We start from the raw sequence: 17,554 nt of genomic DNA, 5'->3' as shown, positions 1-17,554 counted from the left end.
CGTCACCGTTGGAGTTACTGTTAAAGTAACTTCACTAGAAGTAACACTTTGGCAAACATTTGTTGTACTTGTTGCTATTAATCTATATTTATTTGTAGAAGCACTTATAAGTGGATTCGTTAATGTTAATGCTGCTGTCGTTGCATTACTATATATACCTCCATTACTAACTGTATTCCAAGCTCCAATTCCTCCTACTTGCTCTTCCCATTTATATATTAACCCAGTAGTTGTTCCGGTACTACCACTGTAATCTGGATTAGTCCCTGGCGCAGTTCCTGTAAATGTAGTTGTATTCAATGAAGAAACTACGGCTGTAAACGTAACATTACTCCCTAAACATATAGTACTACTTGTGGGCTCAGTATCAATTTGTATTTTTGTTGCTATTACTTCATTTCCAGTTGTACCTTGCCCCTGATCTCCTCCTATATCAGCTGTACCTCCTGAATTGACTAAATTTGGAACACCATTCCCATCTATACCTCCTTGGCTTGCTATATTTATTCTTCCATTACCATCTAATTGGCTTGCTAAAACATTCTCATTTGCCTCAATAGCATCATAACAATTATCATTATCACTATCTAAATCTAAATGATTCGGTATACCGTCATTATCAGTATCTAAAAAGCCTCCACAAATTAAACCTAAGTTAATAGGAGATTTAGTATTTCCAGATTTCAAGTCAAACTTCAAAGAAGTTGTAGTTGTCTTTATTTCCCATACTTCAGAAGCAACAGCTACACCTAAAGCATCGAAATTCAAGACCCCTCCTGAATTAGAATTTACTGTTAAATCATTATTAGGATCAGACACAGTATAAGTACCTGTAGATGTCAATTCCCATGTATCTCCAGCATCAAAATTCCCTGTAATACCTGTTTCATGCTTTATAGAAACAGTTACAGGAGAAGAAAAAGTAAAAGTAGCAGTTCCTCCTTGCGTCATTAAAATATCCCCATTAGCATTTCCTTCATCCACCGTACCAGTTGTAGCAATTGTTACATTTATTATTTTTTGAGTTTCTTCATCATAATAACTTCCAGTAGTTAATGTAGAACCAATACCTGTTAAATTCATAGGTGAGCCTGCACATCCTAATGATTCATCAGTATCTAAAATACCATCATTGTCATCATCTAAATCTACTCTATCCGCTTCCCCATCACTATCAGCATCATTACCTGAACCATTAATTGTAATTATTAAGTTAGCTGTATCTGTAGAAACTCCATCAGAAATTTCATAAACAAAAGTATCTGTTAGAGTTTGACCAACAAGTAAAGCAGCCACAGCTGGATTTGTTGTATCAACAATATACTCATAACTACCATCTGCATTGACAATAATTGTTCCATATGTACCAGCATAAGAAGTTCCTAAATTTGCAGCACTTACATTCCCTAATGTTGTACCTATTTTTAAAACCAACACTGAACTAGCTCCTTGCCAATAAATATCAGAAACTCCTGCTATCTGGCTACCTTGATCTGCATCGGTAGCATTGGGGCCATAATTATAACTTAACTTAAGCTGGTTAATTGGTTCTTCAAAAAACACATTTACATTACCAGTTGCATCACCAGGAACAGCACTTCCTATACCATAAAACGTATTATTTCCTGCATCAACAACACCCCCTGTAGTTACATATTTATATGTAGAATTTAAACCATTTAGGTTCCCTTCAATTTTCATTTGATCTTGCCATAAACTTCCTTGTGAGAAATCAATATCTGCTAATAAAAAACCAAGGTTATAAACTGGTTGGTCAAAATTAATAGTCAAAACAGTATCATCTGTAGGGTTAGTAGTTCCATCAATATTATATAACAGATATCCTGTATGCCCACCATTTGTTGTATAATCTACAGTTTGATTAAACGATGTTCCAAAACCACCTGGATCTGAAGTTATAAATGAAACTCCTACTCCTCCTACAGTTTTAGATTTTCCATGAACGGTTTCCCCACTAGTAAAGTTACTTTCCCATACTAAAGTTGTCAATCCTCTGTCAACAGCATCGGCTCCTCCTGTTCCTACATCTGTAATTACATTCCCTGTAGCACTAGCATCTACAAATGCCGTTAATGAATTTGTATTATCAAAAGCACTTGGAGCTTCATCTACCCCATTAATTGTAACTGTTAAATAACCATAATCTTTAATACCTATTGTATCTTCAATGGTATATGATATAATATCATGTAATGTTTCACCATTTCTTAATCCAGTTACAGATGCACTCGTTTCATCTACATCATATACGTAACTACCATTTGACTGTATAGTTATAGTACCGTATAATGTGGTATATGCATTACCAACTTTAGCAGGATACACATCAACCTCCGAAACAGAGATAGCTGTAGCCCCAGAATCATTGGTTCCATCTGTTAACACGTTTCCTGTTATAGTTGTAGTTGAATTAGCAGCAACAGAATTAACATCATCAACAGCTACAGGTGCAGTTGTAAAAACTCTTATTGTTGTAGTTGCATTTGCTGTAGCTCCATTAGTATCTGTGATAACTACATTCATTGTACGGATACCATCTGTATAAGGGCTTTTTAAATCACCGTAATATAATGTTGCCAAAAATGTTTGAAAATCAGCATTTGATATCGGATTTCCTGAAGTTTCTGTTATACTAAAAGTTGTGCTTGTTGTTTGAGTTACTCGAATTGTTGAACCTCCTATTGGATAATCAAACGGACCAGAAACTGGTGTTTGAAACCATAATAAATCAAACCCAGGTCTATTAATTGCTAGTAGTTCTCCATTAGGAGTATCAACTATGCCTGTAAAACTAATTATTGCACTTGCAATTCCTGCATCTGATGTTACTTGTGGACTAACCGATACTGGATATATATTTGAAGTTGTGGGTTGAACTTGAAATTCATAATTATTTCCTGAAGTTATTCCATTTAAGTCTAACGTAGGTGAAGCCATCATAGAGAACATAAAAGATGGAGCCATTTTACTAGTACTAATTCTATTCTTTAACACATCAAATTCAGCATCTCTAAGAACTAAAAAAGAGGTATTATCTTCAGAATTTTTAGCTGGCTTTAAATTTAATATTTTTCCTTCTTGTGAAAAAACACATTGAAAGGTAATAAGCATGCTAAATAGTATATTTAAACATGTGGCTTTTGTACTGCCATAGTAGTAACTTCTCTTCATAATCTGGGGGACTAAAAAGTTTATTAATAGTTAGATTGCATATTGTAACTAGTGCTACAAAACGCTTTATGTTGCGTAGTAGAAAAACTATATTTTTATTTTTTCTAGTTAAGAAAAAATAAAAGTCAAAATAGTAGTAGTAGTAGTAGTAGTACTTTTTACACATTAAAAATATACTATCTCATTTCTATAATTGTTTTACAAAAATTAACAATTTTAGAATACCTCTTCTTTTAAAAACTATAGACATAGTAGTGAATCTTTATAGTTTTTTTTACACAAAAAAATCAAATTGGGTGTTTTTATAACGTAGCTATTTTTTAGTTTAAAATAAATGCTTTAAACTAATTATAAAAAAATTGACTTTCCCCGTGCATTGATAAGATTTTATATATAAAACAAACTTTTAGTTCCATCAAAAATCTCTTATCACTTTAATATTATCTCTGCTAATATAATGATTTTAACATTTATTAACATAATTTTATTGAAAAAAAATAATTTTCACTAAAACCCTCTTTGCTTTTTTATTTCATCATAAGCTTTTTGAACTTTCTGAAATTTTTGCTTTCCTATTTTAATATGTTCTTCCCCTAAACCTATTAATTTATCTGGATGGTATTTTTTCACCATTTTTCTATAAGCCTTTTTAATTTCAGGTTCTGAGGCTGTTTTAGGTATTTCTAGAATTTTATATGAACTTTCAGATTCCGAAATAAACATCGCTTTAATAGAACTATAATCACGTTCATTAATATATAAGTAATACGCTATTTTTTTTACAGCTTCTTCTTCAGAAACATCAATACTACCATCAGCATTTGCTATTCCGAATAAGAAATGTAGTAATTGTAAGCGAGATGAATGCGACATATATTGTCTGATTTGTAAACAAACCTGTCTAGTAGAAATTTCTCTTTTTACAATTCCATTAAATAATTTAAATGCATGATTAGCCCTTGTTTTTCCATACAAATTAACAAAGTATTGCCTAACATAATCTAGTTCTCTCTGGTCTATTTTCCCATCAGATTTAATTACTATTGACGCTAATATTAATAAACTAATTTCAAAATCTCCAGATTGAACATATTGACTTTCTTCATTTTGATGCCCTTTGTACTCTTGTTCTTCTTCCTTTAAATCATCAACAGAAACTCCATCAATAAAACTACCAACTACAAAACCTATTATTGCTCCTATTGGACCTCCTAACGTAAATCCAGCTCCCGCACCTAACCATTTGGCAAATTTCCCCATGTAAATATTTTTAATCAAATATAAACACTCTTTGGTTAAACTTGAAACCTTTTTTATTCTTTAGAATTATAACTTTAGTAACTTTTTAAAAACTACACTCCTTTTTTTAAAATTTTGCTTCAATTGTATAAAAGAGGTATCTTTGTATAAAATTTTATTTATGTACCCAGAAGAATTAGTAAAACCTATGCGTGATGAATTAATCAACGCTGGTTTTGACGCTTTATATACTGCTGAAGATGTTGATAATGCTTTAGCAAAAGAAGGAACAACTTTAGTAATGGTAAATTCAGTTTGTGGTTGTGCAGCTGGTACTGCAAGACCTGGTGCTATTGCTTCTTTAGGAGCAGATAAAAGCCCAAATCATTTGACCACTGTTTTTGCAGGTGTTGAAAAAGAATCTACAGCTAAAGCAAGAGAACATATGATTCCTTTTCCTCCTTCATCTCCAGCTATTGCTTTATTTAAAGATGGTCAATTAGTTCATATATTAGAACGCCATCACATTGAAGGTAGATCAGCACAAGCTATAGCTCAAAATTTAGCTGCAGCTTATGATGAATTTTGTTAAATTTTAATTGAAAAATTATTTTAACAAAACAATAAAAAACAAAAACCACTCAAATGAGTGGTTTTTTTTATAATTTTACCTCTTACACACTACAAATCATGACAAAGAAATTTAAAATTGATGGTATAGATAAAATAATTATAAAAAGACTTGTTCAAGATGCTAGAACTCCAGTTTTAAGTATTGCTCGTGAGGTTGGAATTTCTGGCGCAGCTATTCATCAAAGATTAAGAAAATTAGAAGATTCAGATTTGATCGAGGGTTATAAAATGGTTTTAAACCCGAAAACACTAGGCTACACTACTACAGCTTTTGTTGGTGTCTTTTTAGATGCATCTAGTTTATATTCTTCTGCTATTAAAAGATTAAAAGAAATACCTGAAATTGTTGAAAGTCATTATACTACTGGAAACTATGCTGTTTTTATAAAAATAATGTGTAAAAACAATGAAGATTTAATGCATTTATTAAATAAAGATATTCAAACAATAAAAGGAGTTTCTAGAACAGAAACTTTTATATCATTAGACCAACAAATTAACCGACAAATTAAAATTTAATATTTAAAAAATGAACGATTTTGTTTTATATTTTGAAATGGGCTTATTCCATGTTTTAGACATAAAAGCCTATGACCACATTCTTTTTTTAATTGTTTTAGCTGTTGTATATCAATTTAAGCAATGGAAAAAAGTATTATGGTTAATTACTTTATTTACTGTTGGACACTCAATTACTTTAGCTCTTTCTGCATATGGTATTATAAATGTACGAGCTGATTTGGTTGAATTTTTAATCCCTTTAACAATATTCATTACAGGGTTAATGAATGTTTTAACTGCAAAAAAAGCTTCAATTGGGAAGGAGAATCAAAATTTATTTTTCGCATTATTTTTTGGATTAATTCATGGTCTTGGTTTTTCAAATTATTTTAAAATCATGATTGGAAAGTCTAGTGACAAACTGGTTCCTTTATTAGAATTTGCTCTAGGAGTTGAAGTTGCCCAAGTAATAATAGTTTTAGCAATACTATTAATAGGTTCTTTATCACAAAGTGTACTAGGTGTAAATCGCCGTGATTGGATACTTGTTGTTTCTTCTATAGTTATTGGTTTTGCTTTTCAAATGATGATTAATCGTGTTTTTTGGTAAAAATTAACAATACTAAATTATAATTCTAACTAAATTAGCTTTTTATCTAAATTTTTAGATCTTGAATAAAAAACAACGTAAATACGATATTGCTTACTTAAAGATGGCGCATGAATGGGGACAGTTATCTCATTGTAAAAGAAAAAAAGTAGGTGCTCTTATTGTTAAAGACCGAATGATTATTTCTGACGGTTATAATGGTACTCCTTCTGGTTTTGAAAATTATTGTGAAGATGATGAAGGATATACTAAATGGTATGTTTTACATGCTGAAGCCAATGCAATTTTAAAAGTTGCAGCTTCAACCCAATCATGTACTAATGCTACTTTATATATAACATTATCTCCTTGCCAACAGTGTAGTAAACTTATACACCAAGCTGGTATTAAACGTGTTGTTTATACCGATGCTTACAAAGATCGTTCAGGATTGGATTTTTTAGAAAAAGCAGGAGTAGAACTGACACATTTACCAAATGAATAAAAACAATTTACCTATATATTTTTCAATAGCTGTTGTTTTCGGTATTCTTATCGGAACATTTTTTAGTAAAGGAAACTCAAACATCATTGGAAAAAACTCATCTAATGAGCGTAAAATCAAAAGACTTATTGATTACATTCAAAGTGATTATGTTGATAATGTAAACACTGACAAACTATTAGATGGTGCCATTGCTGAAATGCTTGGGAAATTAGATCCGCACTCAGTGTATATTCCTAAAGAAAACCTCCAATTAGTAACCGAAAATATGCAAGGTAACTTTGTAGGTATTGGTGTTCAATTTAGAATGGATGAAGACACTATTACTGTAATTGAACCTATAAAAGGTGGTCCTAGTATAAAAAAAGGCATTAAAGCTGGTGATAGAATTTTATTAGCAGATAACGATACTTTATATGGTAAAAATTTGAAATCTGCTCAAATACTAAAAAAACTAAAAGGAAAACCAAATACCAATGTTGATTTACAAATTTACAGAAAAACAAATGACAGTACTTTTAATACTATCATTACACGCGGTAAAGTAAATATTAAGAGTGTTGATGTAGCTTACATGGTAAATGAAACCATTGGTTACATTAAATTAGATCGTTTTGCTCGTAATACCTATAAAGAGTTTAAAACTTCTTTAGAAAAATTATTAAAAGAAGGGATGACTAGTTTAGTTTTAGATTTACGTGGTAATGGTGGTGGATTTATTGACATAGCTAATAAGATTGTAGATGAATTTTTAGAAGATGACAAACTCATAGTTTACACTAAAAATAATAAAGGAGATATTAATAAATCTTTTGCTACTGAAAAAGGTGATTTTGAAAATGGAAACTTATATGTATTAATAGATGAAAATTCAGCCTCGGCTTCTGAAATTGTTGCAGGAGCTTTACAAGACAATGATAAAGGTATCATTATTGGTCGCAGATCATTTGGTAAAGGGTTGGTACAACAAGAAATGGATTTAGGAGACGGTTCAGCAGTTAGATTAACAACAGCCCGTTATTACACTCCTACAGGACGTTCAATACAGAAACCTTATAAGAAGGATAAAAAATCGACTGATTACAGAAGTGATATCCAAAACAGATATACCAATGGAGAATTATTTGACAAGGATAGTATAAAAACAGTTGATAGCTTACAATTTAAAACCCCAAAAGGTAAAATTGTTTATGGTGGAGGTGGTATTATTCCTGATATGTTTGTAGCTGTTGATACTACAGCTTATTTACCAACAATCTTTTTTAGACCTTTAAATAATTTTGCATTTGAATATGTTGATGGAAATCGTAAAAAATTATCAAAATTATCAATAGGCGATTTTATCAAAAACTTTAATAAGGATAAAAAAATATCTAATACTTTTTTAGCTAAGCTTAAAGATTATACAGTTTCAGAAAGAACAAAGAAACAATTAGAAAAAAATCTAAAAATATTAATTGCAAGAGACTTATATAATGATGAAGGTTTATATAAACTAAATCAGCAAAATGATAAAATGATTCAAAAAGTTTTAGAAATTGAAGCTAAAAAATAGTCATTAAAAACCACATAAAAACACCCTTTAAAAAAACTAACAATAGCTGGATTATTGTTAGTTTTTTTAGTTAAAAGACTAAAACTAGAATTTTTAGTTTTTAAATTTCACTCTTTCTTTTATTTTATATTATCGAAAATTTTTGAATGCATTTTCTAACTATATTACACACTCCTTTAATTAACAAGTTTTTATAGGATATTTACGCTTAAATTCTCACTTTTATAAAATGTTAAAAAAACAGCAAACTACGGGAAACCCCGTAGATTTACACTAGGGGTATTGGGTATTGTTTTTCATAAAAAAACGCTGTAAGTTTGAAAAAGCATTATTTGCTATAACAGACTAATAATCAATACAAAACACTTCTTTTAAACAATCAATTACTACTATATTTACACTAGTATTAACTTTAAAATAGTGTAAAATGAAAAACTTAAGAACAATTTTAGCAGTAGTATTTTGTATGGTAGTATTAACTAGTTGTACGGATAATTCTTTAGAGGAAATTGAGCAAAATGAAAGACAAAATAACATCCAACTCATCGAACCAACTGAAGACCCAACAGTTGGAGGAGAAGATCAACAAGAAACAGGAGAGGAAGGATAATGTTAAAAGTACTATATTAGGCATAGTAGCTTTTTGTATAGTTACTATGTCTTTATTCCATATATTTTTTAACAAATATTCAGATGAATATAATGAACATTATAAAAACTATAGTTTAATTATTAAAGAAAGAAACCAAGTTCAAGACTCCTTATTAAAAGAGCTTGGCAATACTCTTACCATATCAGAATATAAAAAAGCTAGGGTAGAAAAATGGAAACTTTCTCAAAACAAATTAAAAATCTACACAAAAAAGAAAAAAAGGCTAGCAAAAGAACATTCTTTTAGAGGTAGAAGTAGCTTTAGGTTATGGATTTACATGTTTGGATTAGTGATTTTAGGTCTACTTTTTAGTTGTAAATCATTGTATCATGATATTGTAAATGGAAGCACTTTTAAATTTCAATTTATTTCAATCACAGGTATAGCAGTCTCTTTTTTTTGGGTAATTCATTTAACATTTCTTACACATAACGATTTTAGTAAAAATAGTTATATAATAATCTTATTAGTTGCAGGTGCACTTTCAAGTTGTTTTACCTACTTTTTAGTGAAAAACTACACCTATAAAGATGATTTAATTTTAAAACAACTTTCATTAATTGATAGAATAAAAACTGTTCATTATCCTCGGGTAGCTTTGAAAGCTCTTTACTCTGAAAGGAACGATAAGGCTATGCTTTCTGCTGACAGCGTTAAAGAAAACACCAATGCATTTGATGATGATATAGTAACAACACTAAAAGGAGTTTAGTATGAGTATGAAGCTGCTGAGAAATATAATACGTAGAATCTTAAAAAAGAGGACTTATACTACAAAAGAACAACGTAGAAACATTAAAAAGAAAACTATTATTGAAATAGCTAAAAAAGTTATAGAAGAAGAAAACAAAACAGCAAAAATAAACGATAAGTTAGATAAAAAAATGAGTACGTTTTTAAACAAAAATAAATCTCACTTTTTATAAAATCTATTACTCGTTTTTGAGTTTTTGTTCTAATAGTTTTTCATAACTTTCTATTTTAGCATACATTTTTTTCAACTCTCTTTGTTGTTGAAAGTTAGATAATATTGTAACTACGGCATCAATTTTAGTTTCCTCTCTAAAACTATCAGAATTGATTAAAATATAATCTAAAATATTTTCATTCTTCACCCCTGTCAAATCAACCACATAATCATTCTCTAAATTTAACATCGAATCATTTCCTGTAATCAACCAATTAAAATTTAATTCAGGATAATTTGCAGAGATAACAACAAGCCATTTAGAATTTATTTCTGTTCTACTATTAATAGCTTCATTCAAAACACCATTACCAATGTTAATAGTATTTTCAAAATCACTAATAGTAATACCTTTAAATTCAATAAATTCTTTAACTCTGTTTATTATCATGATAAAATATGAAAGGTTTTAAATTGGGAATATGCAATATAGCGGATTGCACAGTAACAAATATAAGAAAATTAAGGCTAGCTATAGCAACAGCGTACTGTTATAATCTTAAAAAAAGGTATTTTCCCCTTTAAAATTTAAACACTCTTTTTATTAAAAATTGATAACAATTCATATCCTTTATTCTTTAAACTAATAGTACTTCTTCATTTAATTTCCATTTAAAAACAGTTTTTAATAAGTAAGTCAATGGCTTACAAAAAGTAAGTCGTTGACTTACCTTCAAATATATATTTTCAAGTACCTTTACTTTTATTTTTTTACCTAGTATTATATTTCTTTTAATTTTAAACAAAATGATTAAAAAAACATTTTTAATAATCCTATTTTTATTGAGTGTAACAGCTTTTACTCAAAATATAACAGATGGATATTTAAAGTATTCTTTAACTTTAAAAATAGATAATCCTGCGATAACCGAATTACATGCTCAAAACGAAAACAAAGAAGATAGTTTAATTACAAAAGGGGTTTTTGAAGCAATAAAAAGCTTCAAAAACCTTTCATTTAATGTAGAGCTCAATATCTATCCTGATACTGTATTAATAAAAACTGCTGATACTAAAATTTTATTTATTCCTGAAAAACAAAAAAAACATACCCTCTTTTATAAAAATAATAAAGAATACAAAAGGTTTTTTGAGGTTACTGAAGGTTTAAAAAAGAAATGGAACATAAAACATAAAATTGAAGTAGACAGAAATGATAAAAAAACAATCAATGGTATTGAAGCCTATAAAATAGTTATCACTGAAATAAGACAATCTTCTTTAGGTGAGCTTATAGATGTTAATGAAGTTTATGTTAATGACAAAATAAAAATTCCTTTTAATAATTATGAAATTCTTGATTTAAACAAAAACATTAATTTAACCGGTTTAATTTTAGAAATAAAATCATACAACAAAGATTCTCCTAGTTTATATAATTTTTATGAACTCAAAGAGTATAATTTAAAAAAGCAAGATAAAAAACTATTAGAAAGTATAAAAAAAAGAATAACTTCTACTAACTAACATTTAAAATAAAAAGTAAGAACAGCCTTTTTAAAGACAGGCTGTTCTTACTAAAATAAACTATGAAAAACTACCTACTACTAATTGCGCTATTTTTAAACAGCCTATGTTTTGGTCAAAACCAACATGATATAAAAATACAAACCACTCAAAGTGAAAGAAACCAACAGTGCCAATACTTTTCAAAAATGTTTAGGCAAAAACCTAAAGAAATAAAGTTTGGTATTAAAAGAGAAGGTACGAAACTATATTTTGAAATAAATAACAAAAAGTGGTTTACACAACTTTTTAAACAAACAGGTGATGGTATAGCTGTAGATATTGTACCAAAAACAAGATATGAATGTAATGAAGATGTAAAGCCACAACAAGTAAGAGGTCTTTTATTAAAACCTGTATATGCAAAACAGTTACGAAGAAGTTTAAAGCCCTATCAAAAAAGGTATAGAGTATATGTAGGACAAATACCCAAACCGCTTGCAAAAGATGAATTAGAATTTAATATTTTGTTTTTATCAAATAGAACATTGTGTGAATATTATTACATATACAATTTGCAATCATACCCATGGGATTTACTAGATATGGGAGTATATTTAGACTCATTAGTGTACAAAACAAAAAGCATAACTACTCAAAAAGATAAATTTGTAAAAAAATATAAAACGCTAAAATTCACTATCCCTTTCAAAAAAAATAAAGCCACCTATTTACCTGAAGATATTAAACCTTTATATGACTCTTTACAACTAACAGATTTTAACATTAAAAAAATTAATATTAGAGCTTATGCATCAGTTGAAGGAAGTTTAAAAAGAAATACTGAACTACAAAATCAACGTGCTAGTAGTATTGCAAAAGCACTACAGTCCTTTCAAAAACCTCATATCCAAACAGAAGTTAAAACCTCAGAAAATTGGGTAGAGTTTTTAAATGACATTGAAGAAACTGCTTATACTGATTTTACAGATCTATCAAAAAAAGAAATAAAAAAGAAATTAGTAGGTAAAGTAGCTACTGATTTAGAGCCTTATTTAAAAAATCATCGAAAAGCGGTACTTACTTTAGAACTCGATAAAATTGATAAATATAAAGACATGCCAATCACTAAATTGGTAACGCTTTTTAATGAAAACATTGTTAATAACGATATACAACAAGCAATAAATATTCAAAATACTATTATAGGAAAGTTAGCTGAAAGATATTCTCCAGAAGTTTTAACTAAAATGGAAATTCCTAGGCAAAAAAAACACATCACCCTACTTACCAAAAATAGTATGGTTAAGTATTTAAACAATATTAGTCAAACATTAATTGTTACTCATGAATTAGAGCAATTAGAAAAAATAGCACCAAAAAACAAAAGAATAAAATACAATTTAGCTGTTTTAAAGTTTGTTATTTGGAGAAACAATGCAAAGTCATTCAATGAAAATAATTTTAAAAAGGAAATTTTCAACTTAAAAAAATATGGCATTAATCAAAAATTAATAGACCGAATGCTTGTAAACTTTCATATAGTAAAAGCAGAAAAAGAAATGAGGAAAAGAGACTATGCTAAAAAAGATGTTTCTGTAAAGTATATTTTAAACAACTATAAAAAGTTTCCTCTTTCAAACTATGACTACTTGAGTTTAGCTCAATTTTTAACTCATTATGTCAATATAGATAGTGCTATTGAACTATTAGATAAAAAAGCTAGAAGTATTACCATAGATGAAGATTTACTATTTTATTATTTAAATTTAACGATCATAAATACAGCATATACTGAAACGACTGAATACAGAACTATCATGCTAAATGCTATTAACATGAATAAAGATCGTTTTTGTAAACTTTTTAATCCTTCACTAGAAGGTGGTGTTACCTTTCAGTTGCTTGAAGACAAATACTTACGCAAAGCATACTGTGAAAGCTGTAATACAACTAAATAACTTTAAGTAAAACTTAACTTTAATCAACTATAATTTAAAACTCACCCAATGGTGAGTTTTTTTATTCTTTAATTTTTTTTCACCCTAAATGTAACCTTTTTGTAAATTGATGGTTTTAAAGATAGAAACTAACCAAAACTAACACATTGAAAAACTTAACAGACGAAGAACTTATGTTACTAGTTGCCAATGGAGACCTAGAAAAGCTATCCATCATTTTTGATAGATATTATCTTCGCATCTATAATTTTTTCAAGAAAATGTTACGTGATAAAACGATTAGTGAAGATTTAACACAAGAAGTATTTATTAAAATATTAAAATATAAATCATCTTATAAAAGTGGAAATTTTGCATCTTGGATATTTACAATAGCAAGAAATATTTTTACAAGTCACTATCAAAAAAACAAAAAAGAAAGAGCCAATATTATTAATGATGATTTAATAAGCTCGAATGAAGAAATAGCTTCAGAAGGAAATAAAGAAGCAATTGAGCATTTACAAAAATCATTACAACAGTTGAGTGTTTCTGATAGAGAATTAATTGTAATGCATAGATATCAGGGAATAAATTACGAACAAATTGCTGAGATTTTAGGAAGTTCAGCAGGAGCTATAAAAGTCAAAACACATAGGGCTTTAAAGAAATTAAAAAACATGTATTTTCAAACTATAGAAGGTTGATAAAAAAACATATTATGAATTGTAACGACTTACAAAATCAACTTATTAATTATATAGATAATAAACTCTCAAAAGAAGAGCATTTAAAAATAGAAACTCATATAAGAGTTTGTGATAATTGTACTAATGAATTAAAAAAATTAGAAGATATTCTTTTAGTTATGTCTAATGATAAATTAGAAAAACCTAGTGATAAATTAAAAATAAGCTTTGAAAACTTTTTAGCTAAAGAAATTAAAGAAGCAAACACTAAAGTTATTTCATTAAATTCAAAATCAGATTGGAAATCGTATATAAAAATTGCAGCAAGTATTTTAATAGTTTTAAGTGCTTTTTTAATTGGTAGGCAGTCTAATAAACAAAAAACATCAATTGCTAGTCAGCAAAAAACACAACAGAAACAACAGTTTTTTGCTTTATTAGATAACCAATCGGCTAGTAAACGAATTTTAGGAGTAACAAATTCAAAAAAGTTTTCGGAAAATAATACAGAAATAATTGAAGCCATAGTTAATAAGCTATTCTATGATAAAAATGTTAATGTGCGATTAGCTGCAGCAGAAGCACTTTCAAAATTTTCATCATTAGAACTTGTGAAAACAACTTTAATTAAAGCATTGCAAACAGAAAAAGAAGCCATTATTCAAATTGAATTAATTCAAATTTTAGCTAAAATACAAGAAAAAAGAGCGCTCGAACCCATGAAAAAACTACTAGAAAACGAAGAAACACCAAATTATGTTAAACAAGAACTACAATACAACATACCAAGTTTATTGTAATTAAAATTATAAAACATCATGAAAAAAATAGTCCTATTATTATTATTTATTGGAAGCACTGCTTTTTCTCAAGGCAAAGAACACAAACATTCTTTACAAGGAGTAAAAAAAGTACATATTTTATCAAACACTACAATTAAAGTTATAGCAACGAATACAAATTCATTACTATTAAAAAATCACAGTAATCATTCTGATAATCAATGTGAAGAAGATAATGATCGTGAACACTCAAATAACAAACATCATCAAAAGAAAAAAGATAAAAGAAAAGGATTAACCGCTATTTACCCAGGAGGTAAAGACAACACTAATGGGTTTGGTTTTTCTATAACAAAAGAAGGAAGCACCTTAATTGTTAAAGATTTAAAATCTCGTTTCCAACGACATGGAATTCAGCTTGAGCTTCCAAAAAATATTAATCTTTTTGTAGATTCAGGTAACTTAGGAAGCATTCATATTGAAGGGTTTTCTTCTGAAATTGAAGCTGACTCAAACGTTGGTCAAATAAACATGAAAAATGTTACTGGACCTATTACTGCCCACTCTAGTACAGGAGCAATTAATATCGATTTTAGTAAAGTAAATCAATCATCTCCTATTAGTATAAGTTCATCTGTTGGTGAAATTGACATTGCTATTCCTGCTTCAACAAAAGCAGATTTAGAAATAAAAACTAACAAAACAGTGTACACCAACTTTGATATTAACATTCCTACAAAAGAAGGTTTAAAAAATGTAAGTGGTAGAAAAAGAATTGTAAGCACCATTAATAATGGTGGTGTGCAAATTAAATTAAGATCATCAATGGGAGACATCTATCTTAGAAAAAAATAGTCTCTTAAAAAACTAATTCACACGTAATTTAAAATCTAAAAAAATGAAAAGTTTATTCTTATTCATAGGATTACTATTGCCTTTTAGTAACCTAACCGCTCAAAAAAAAGTAGTAACAAAACAAAATTCTAACTCTATTGAAGAAGTGTATGTAAATACCAAATTTGCTAACACTATAGAAGTTCAAAATTGGAATAAAAATGAAATCTCAGTAGTTGCTAACGTTAATATAAACGACAATAAAGACAATGACTACTTTAAATTTGAAACCAAAAAAACGGGAGCTATTTATAATGTAAAATCTGATTTTGGCAACTTATTTAAAAAACATAAAAAAGGAGTTACTATAACTCACAGTGGTAAAGGTTGTAACAGTTACAATTTTTGTTCTAACCATAATAATATAGTTATTAATTATGTTATTTATGTACCTAAAAAAATGACTTTAAAAGTTAAAAGTATTTCAGGTGATGTAGCCGTTTCTTCATATCAAGGGAAATTAACGCTAGATTTAGTTAGCGGTAATATTGATATAAAAAAACACTCAGAAAACATGTATTTAAAAACTGTTAGTGGTGATATTGATGTTGCTGTAGCTGATGCTACTTTTGAAGCAAGAACATTAACTGGTACTGTGTACTCAGATTTAGATATTGACTTTAATCAAAAAAGCAAAAGATCATCTCGTAATAAAATTCAAGGAACCATAAAAAACGGTACTGCTTATTTAAAATTAAAAACCGTTAGTGGAGATATTCTGTTAAGAAAAATTTAAATAAGGCAACCTTATAAGTATATTTATAGTCTATAAAATAAACACAATATATAACTATGAAAAAACTATTTTTAGTACTTATTTTAACAGGCTTATTTATTTCTTGTAAAGAATCAAAAACATACAACAATCATCCAGTAATAAATGCATCAACTGTAAATACTAGCTTTAAAATTGCAGAAAACTGGTATAACGGAAGATGGTCTATTGCTCCACAAGTAAAGCATGATACTTTGAAAATACAATGCCTTTCCAATCCTGAAAAGTTCGTTTTCAAAACAGACATGGATAGCATTTCTTTTGATGTTTTTGAAGGGAAATCGTATGATTTTTATGTACACTTAAATGATTCTATATATGCACATACAATAATTAAAGGGACTTCTTTTTCGAGGGAAGAAATAAAACATAACATTACTTCTAAAAATGACAGTCTCTTTATTTTGTATGAAAACAACAAAGAAAATCAATATCTAACAAAACTTGCTTCAAAATACCCTATCCAAAACTTAATCGATCAAAAATCTAACGACACTGAAAAAATCGTGAAAATTTTAGATTGGACAAATGCTAGATGGAAACATAGCGGAAATAACTCACCAAGTAAATCAGACCCAATTACTATTTTAGATGAAGCTAAAGCTGGAGGTAGATTTCCTTGCTTTGCCTATGCAATCGTACTAAAAGCCCAATTAGAAAATGCAGGTTTTAAGGCTAGAACTATTTATTTAAAAACTAAAGATGTAGAAACAAGAAAATCTTCTCCCGGACATGTAGCTACTGAGGTTTTTATTAATGATATACAAAAATGGGCATTTGTAGATGGTCAGTTCAATGTTATGCCTACTTTAAATAATATTCCTTTAAATGCTGTTGAGTTTCAAAATGCATTAACTAATAACTATGAAAACCTAGAGCTAACTAGCTTAAAAGAAGTATCAAAAAGATCATATACTGAGTTTGTATATGATTATTTATACTATTTAGATACTAGCTTAGATCATCGAAACTTAATTGGAACTGACATTAATCAACAGAAAATAAATGATAAAACAACCCTAATGCTAGTACCAACTGAAGCTCCTAATCCAAGGAAAATTGATTTTTGGAGTTCTAAAATCAATTATTGTATCTATACAAACTCTTTAAAAGATTTTTACGCCAAACCACATTAAAATTATTTAGTTAAATTAGTATTCATAATTTAATTTTGAAATAAAATTAAAAAAAGTGT

At 28.5% G+C, this 17,554-nt stretch carries 18 protein-coding genes; 15 read left to right on the top strand and 3 right to left on the bottom strand.

Annotated features, from left to right (window positions below):
* Positions 1 to 3,132 (bottom strand): beta strand repeat-containing protein (locus DS884_RS04045; protein WP_158530815.1); only part of this gene is annotated, 3,132 nt, incomplete at its 3' end.
* Positions 3,133 to 3,699: 567 nt separating this feature from the next.
* Positions 3,700 to 4,452 (bottom strand): TerB family tellurite resistance protein, encoded by a 753-nt coding sequence (locus tag DS884_RS04040; RefSeq protein WP_113785878.1) that lies wholly within the window; start codon positions 4,450 to 4,452, stop codon positions 3,700 to 3,702.
* Positions 4,453 to 4,612: 160 nt separating this feature from the next.
* Here DS884_RS04040 and DS884_RS04035 point away from each other — a divergent pair, with 160 nt between their 5' ends.
* From DS884_RS04035 to DS884_RS04000, 8 genes are all read left to right on the top strand, one after another.
* A complete protein-coding gene (locus DS884_RS04035) occupies positions 4,613 to 5,023 on the top strand; it encodes a BrxA/BrxB family bacilliredoxin (protein ID WP_093870041.1) in 411 nt (136 codons plus the stop codon).
* A 53-nt stretch (positions 5,024 to 5,076) separates the two neighbouring features.
* The gene (locus DS884_RS04030; RefSeq protein WP_410529724.1) at positions 5,077 to 5,583 is read left to right on the top strand and encodes an Lrp/AsnC ligand binding domain-containing protein; all 507 of its coding nucleotides are present in this window, start codon (positions 5,077 to 5,079) and stop codon (positions 5,581 to 5,583) included.
* A 10-nt stretch (positions 5,584 to 5,593) separates the two neighbouring features.
* Positions 5,594 to 6,175, top strand: coding sequence for a HupE/UreJ family protein (locus DS884_RS04025; RefSeq protein ID WP_093870039.1), 582 nt, complete (start codon positions 5,594 to 5,596; stop codon positions 6,173 to 6,175).
* Between the two features lie 58 nt (positions 6,176 to 6,233).
* Positions 6,234 to 6,659, top strand: a complete 426-nt coding sequence (locus tag DS884_RS04020) for a deoxycytidylate deaminase (RefSeq protein WP_093870038.1) — start codon at positions 6,234 to 6,236, stop codon at positions 6,657 to 6,659.
* Positions 6,652 to 8,214 (top strand): S41 family peptidase, encoded by a 1,563-nt coding sequence (locus tag DS884_RS04015; RefSeq protein ID WP_113785876.1) that lies wholly within the window; start codon positions 6,652 to 6,654, stop codon positions 8,212 to 8,214. Before DS884_RS04020 ends, DS884_RS04015 begins: the two co-directional genes overlap by 8 nt.
* Positions 8,215 to 8,641: 427 nt before the next feature.
* Positions 8,642 to 8,824 carry a hypothetical protein gene (locus DS884_RS04010; protein WP_093870036.1) on the top strand — a complete coding sequence of 61 codons (183 nt, stop codon included), beginning with the start codon at positions 8,642 to 8,644 and terminating at the stop codon, positions 8,822 to 8,824.
* Positions 8,825 to 8,870: 46 nt separating this feature from the next.
* On the top strand, positions 8,871 to 9,578 hold the full coding sequence (locus tag DS884_RS04005; RefSeq protein ID WP_093870035.1) for a hypothetical protein: 708 nt from the start codon (positions 8,871 to 8,873) through the stop codon (positions 9,576 to 9,578).
* 1 nt (position 9,579) lies between these two features.
* Positions 9,580 to 9,792 carry a hypothetical protein gene (locus tag DS884_RS04000; protein WP_093870034.1) on the top strand — a complete coding sequence of 71 codons (213 nt, stop codon included), beginning with the start codon at positions 9,580 to 9,582 and terminating at the stop codon, positions 9,790 to 9,792.
* 6 nt (positions 9,793 to 9,798) lie between these two features.
* Here DS884_RS04000 and DS884_RS03995 read toward each other — a convergent pair whose 3' ends face one another.
* On the bottom strand, positions 9,799 to 10,224 hold the full coding sequence (locus DS884_RS03995; RefSeq protein ID WP_093870033.1) for a hypothetical protein: 426 nt from the start codon (positions 10,222 to 10,224) through the stop codon (positions 9,799 to 9,801).
* Between the two features lie 356 nt (positions 10,225 to 10,580).
* On the opposite strand from DS884_RS03995, the gene DS884_RS03990 reads away from it, so the two are divergent.
* The 7 genes from DS884_RS03990 to DS884_RS03960 all read left to right on the top strand — a co-directional run bounded on the left by DS884_RS03990 (position 10,581) and on the right by DS884_RS03960 (position 17,495).
* The gene (locus tag DS884_RS03990; RefSeq protein ID WP_113785875.1) at positions 10,581 to 11,300 is read left to right on the top strand and encodes a hypothetical protein; all 720 of its coding nucleotides are present in this window, start codon (positions 10,581 to 10,583) and stop codon (positions 11,298 to 11,300) included.
* A 62-nt stretch (positions 11,301 to 11,362) separates the two neighbouring features.
* Entirely contained in the window at positions 11,363 to 13,240 is a 1,878-nt protein-coding gene (locus DS884_RS03985) for a hypothetical protein (protein ID WP_113785874.1), read from the top strand.
* A 146-nt stretch (positions 13,241 to 13,386) separates the two neighbouring features.
* On the top strand, positions 13,387 to 13,926 hold the full coding sequence (locus DS884_RS03980) for an RNA polymerase sigma factor (RefSeq protein WP_113785873.1): 540 nt from the start codon (positions 13,387 to 13,389) through the stop codon (positions 13,924 to 13,926).
* Between the two features lie 14 nt (positions 13,927 to 13,940).
* A complete protein-coding gene (locus tag DS884_RS03975; protein WP_113785872.1) occupies positions 13,941 to 14,708 on the top strand; it encodes a HEAT repeat domain-containing protein in 768 nt (255 codons plus the stop codon).
* Positions 14,709 to 14,726: 18 nt separating this feature from the next.
* Positions 14,727 to 15,545 carry a DUF4097 family beta strand repeat-containing protein gene (locus DS884_RS03970; protein ID WP_093870020.1) on the top strand — a complete coding sequence of 273 codons (819 nt, stop codon included), beginning with the start codon at positions 14,727 to 14,729 and terminating at the stop codon, positions 15,543 to 15,545.
* A 43-nt stretch (positions 15,546 to 15,588) separates the two neighbouring features.
* The gene (locus tag DS884_RS03965) at positions 15,589 to 16,320 is read left to right on the top strand and encodes a DUF4097 family beta strand repeat-containing protein (protein ID WP_113785871.1); all 732 of its coding nucleotides are present in this window, start codon (positions 15,589 to 15,591) and stop codon (positions 16,318 to 16,320) included.
* Positions 16,321 to 16,376: 56 nt separating this feature from the next.
* Positions 16,377 to 17,495: a transglutaminase domain-containing protein gene (locus DS884_RS03960; protein ID WP_113785870.1), complete on the top strand. Its 1,119-nt coding sequence runs from the start codon at positions 16,377 to 16,379 to the stop codon at positions 17,493 to 17,495.
* The last annotated feature ends 59 nt before the right edge of the window (positions 17,496 to 17,554 follow it).

This window comes from Tenacibaculum sp. E3R01 (assembly GCF_003318185.1).
Taxonomy (GTDB): Bacteria; Bacteroidota; Bacteroidia; order Flavobacteriales; family Flavobacteriaceae; genus Polaribacter; species Polaribacter halocynthiae.
Note: the sequence above shows the minus strand (reverse complement) of the source record. Positions and strands in the feature narration are given on the sequence as shown.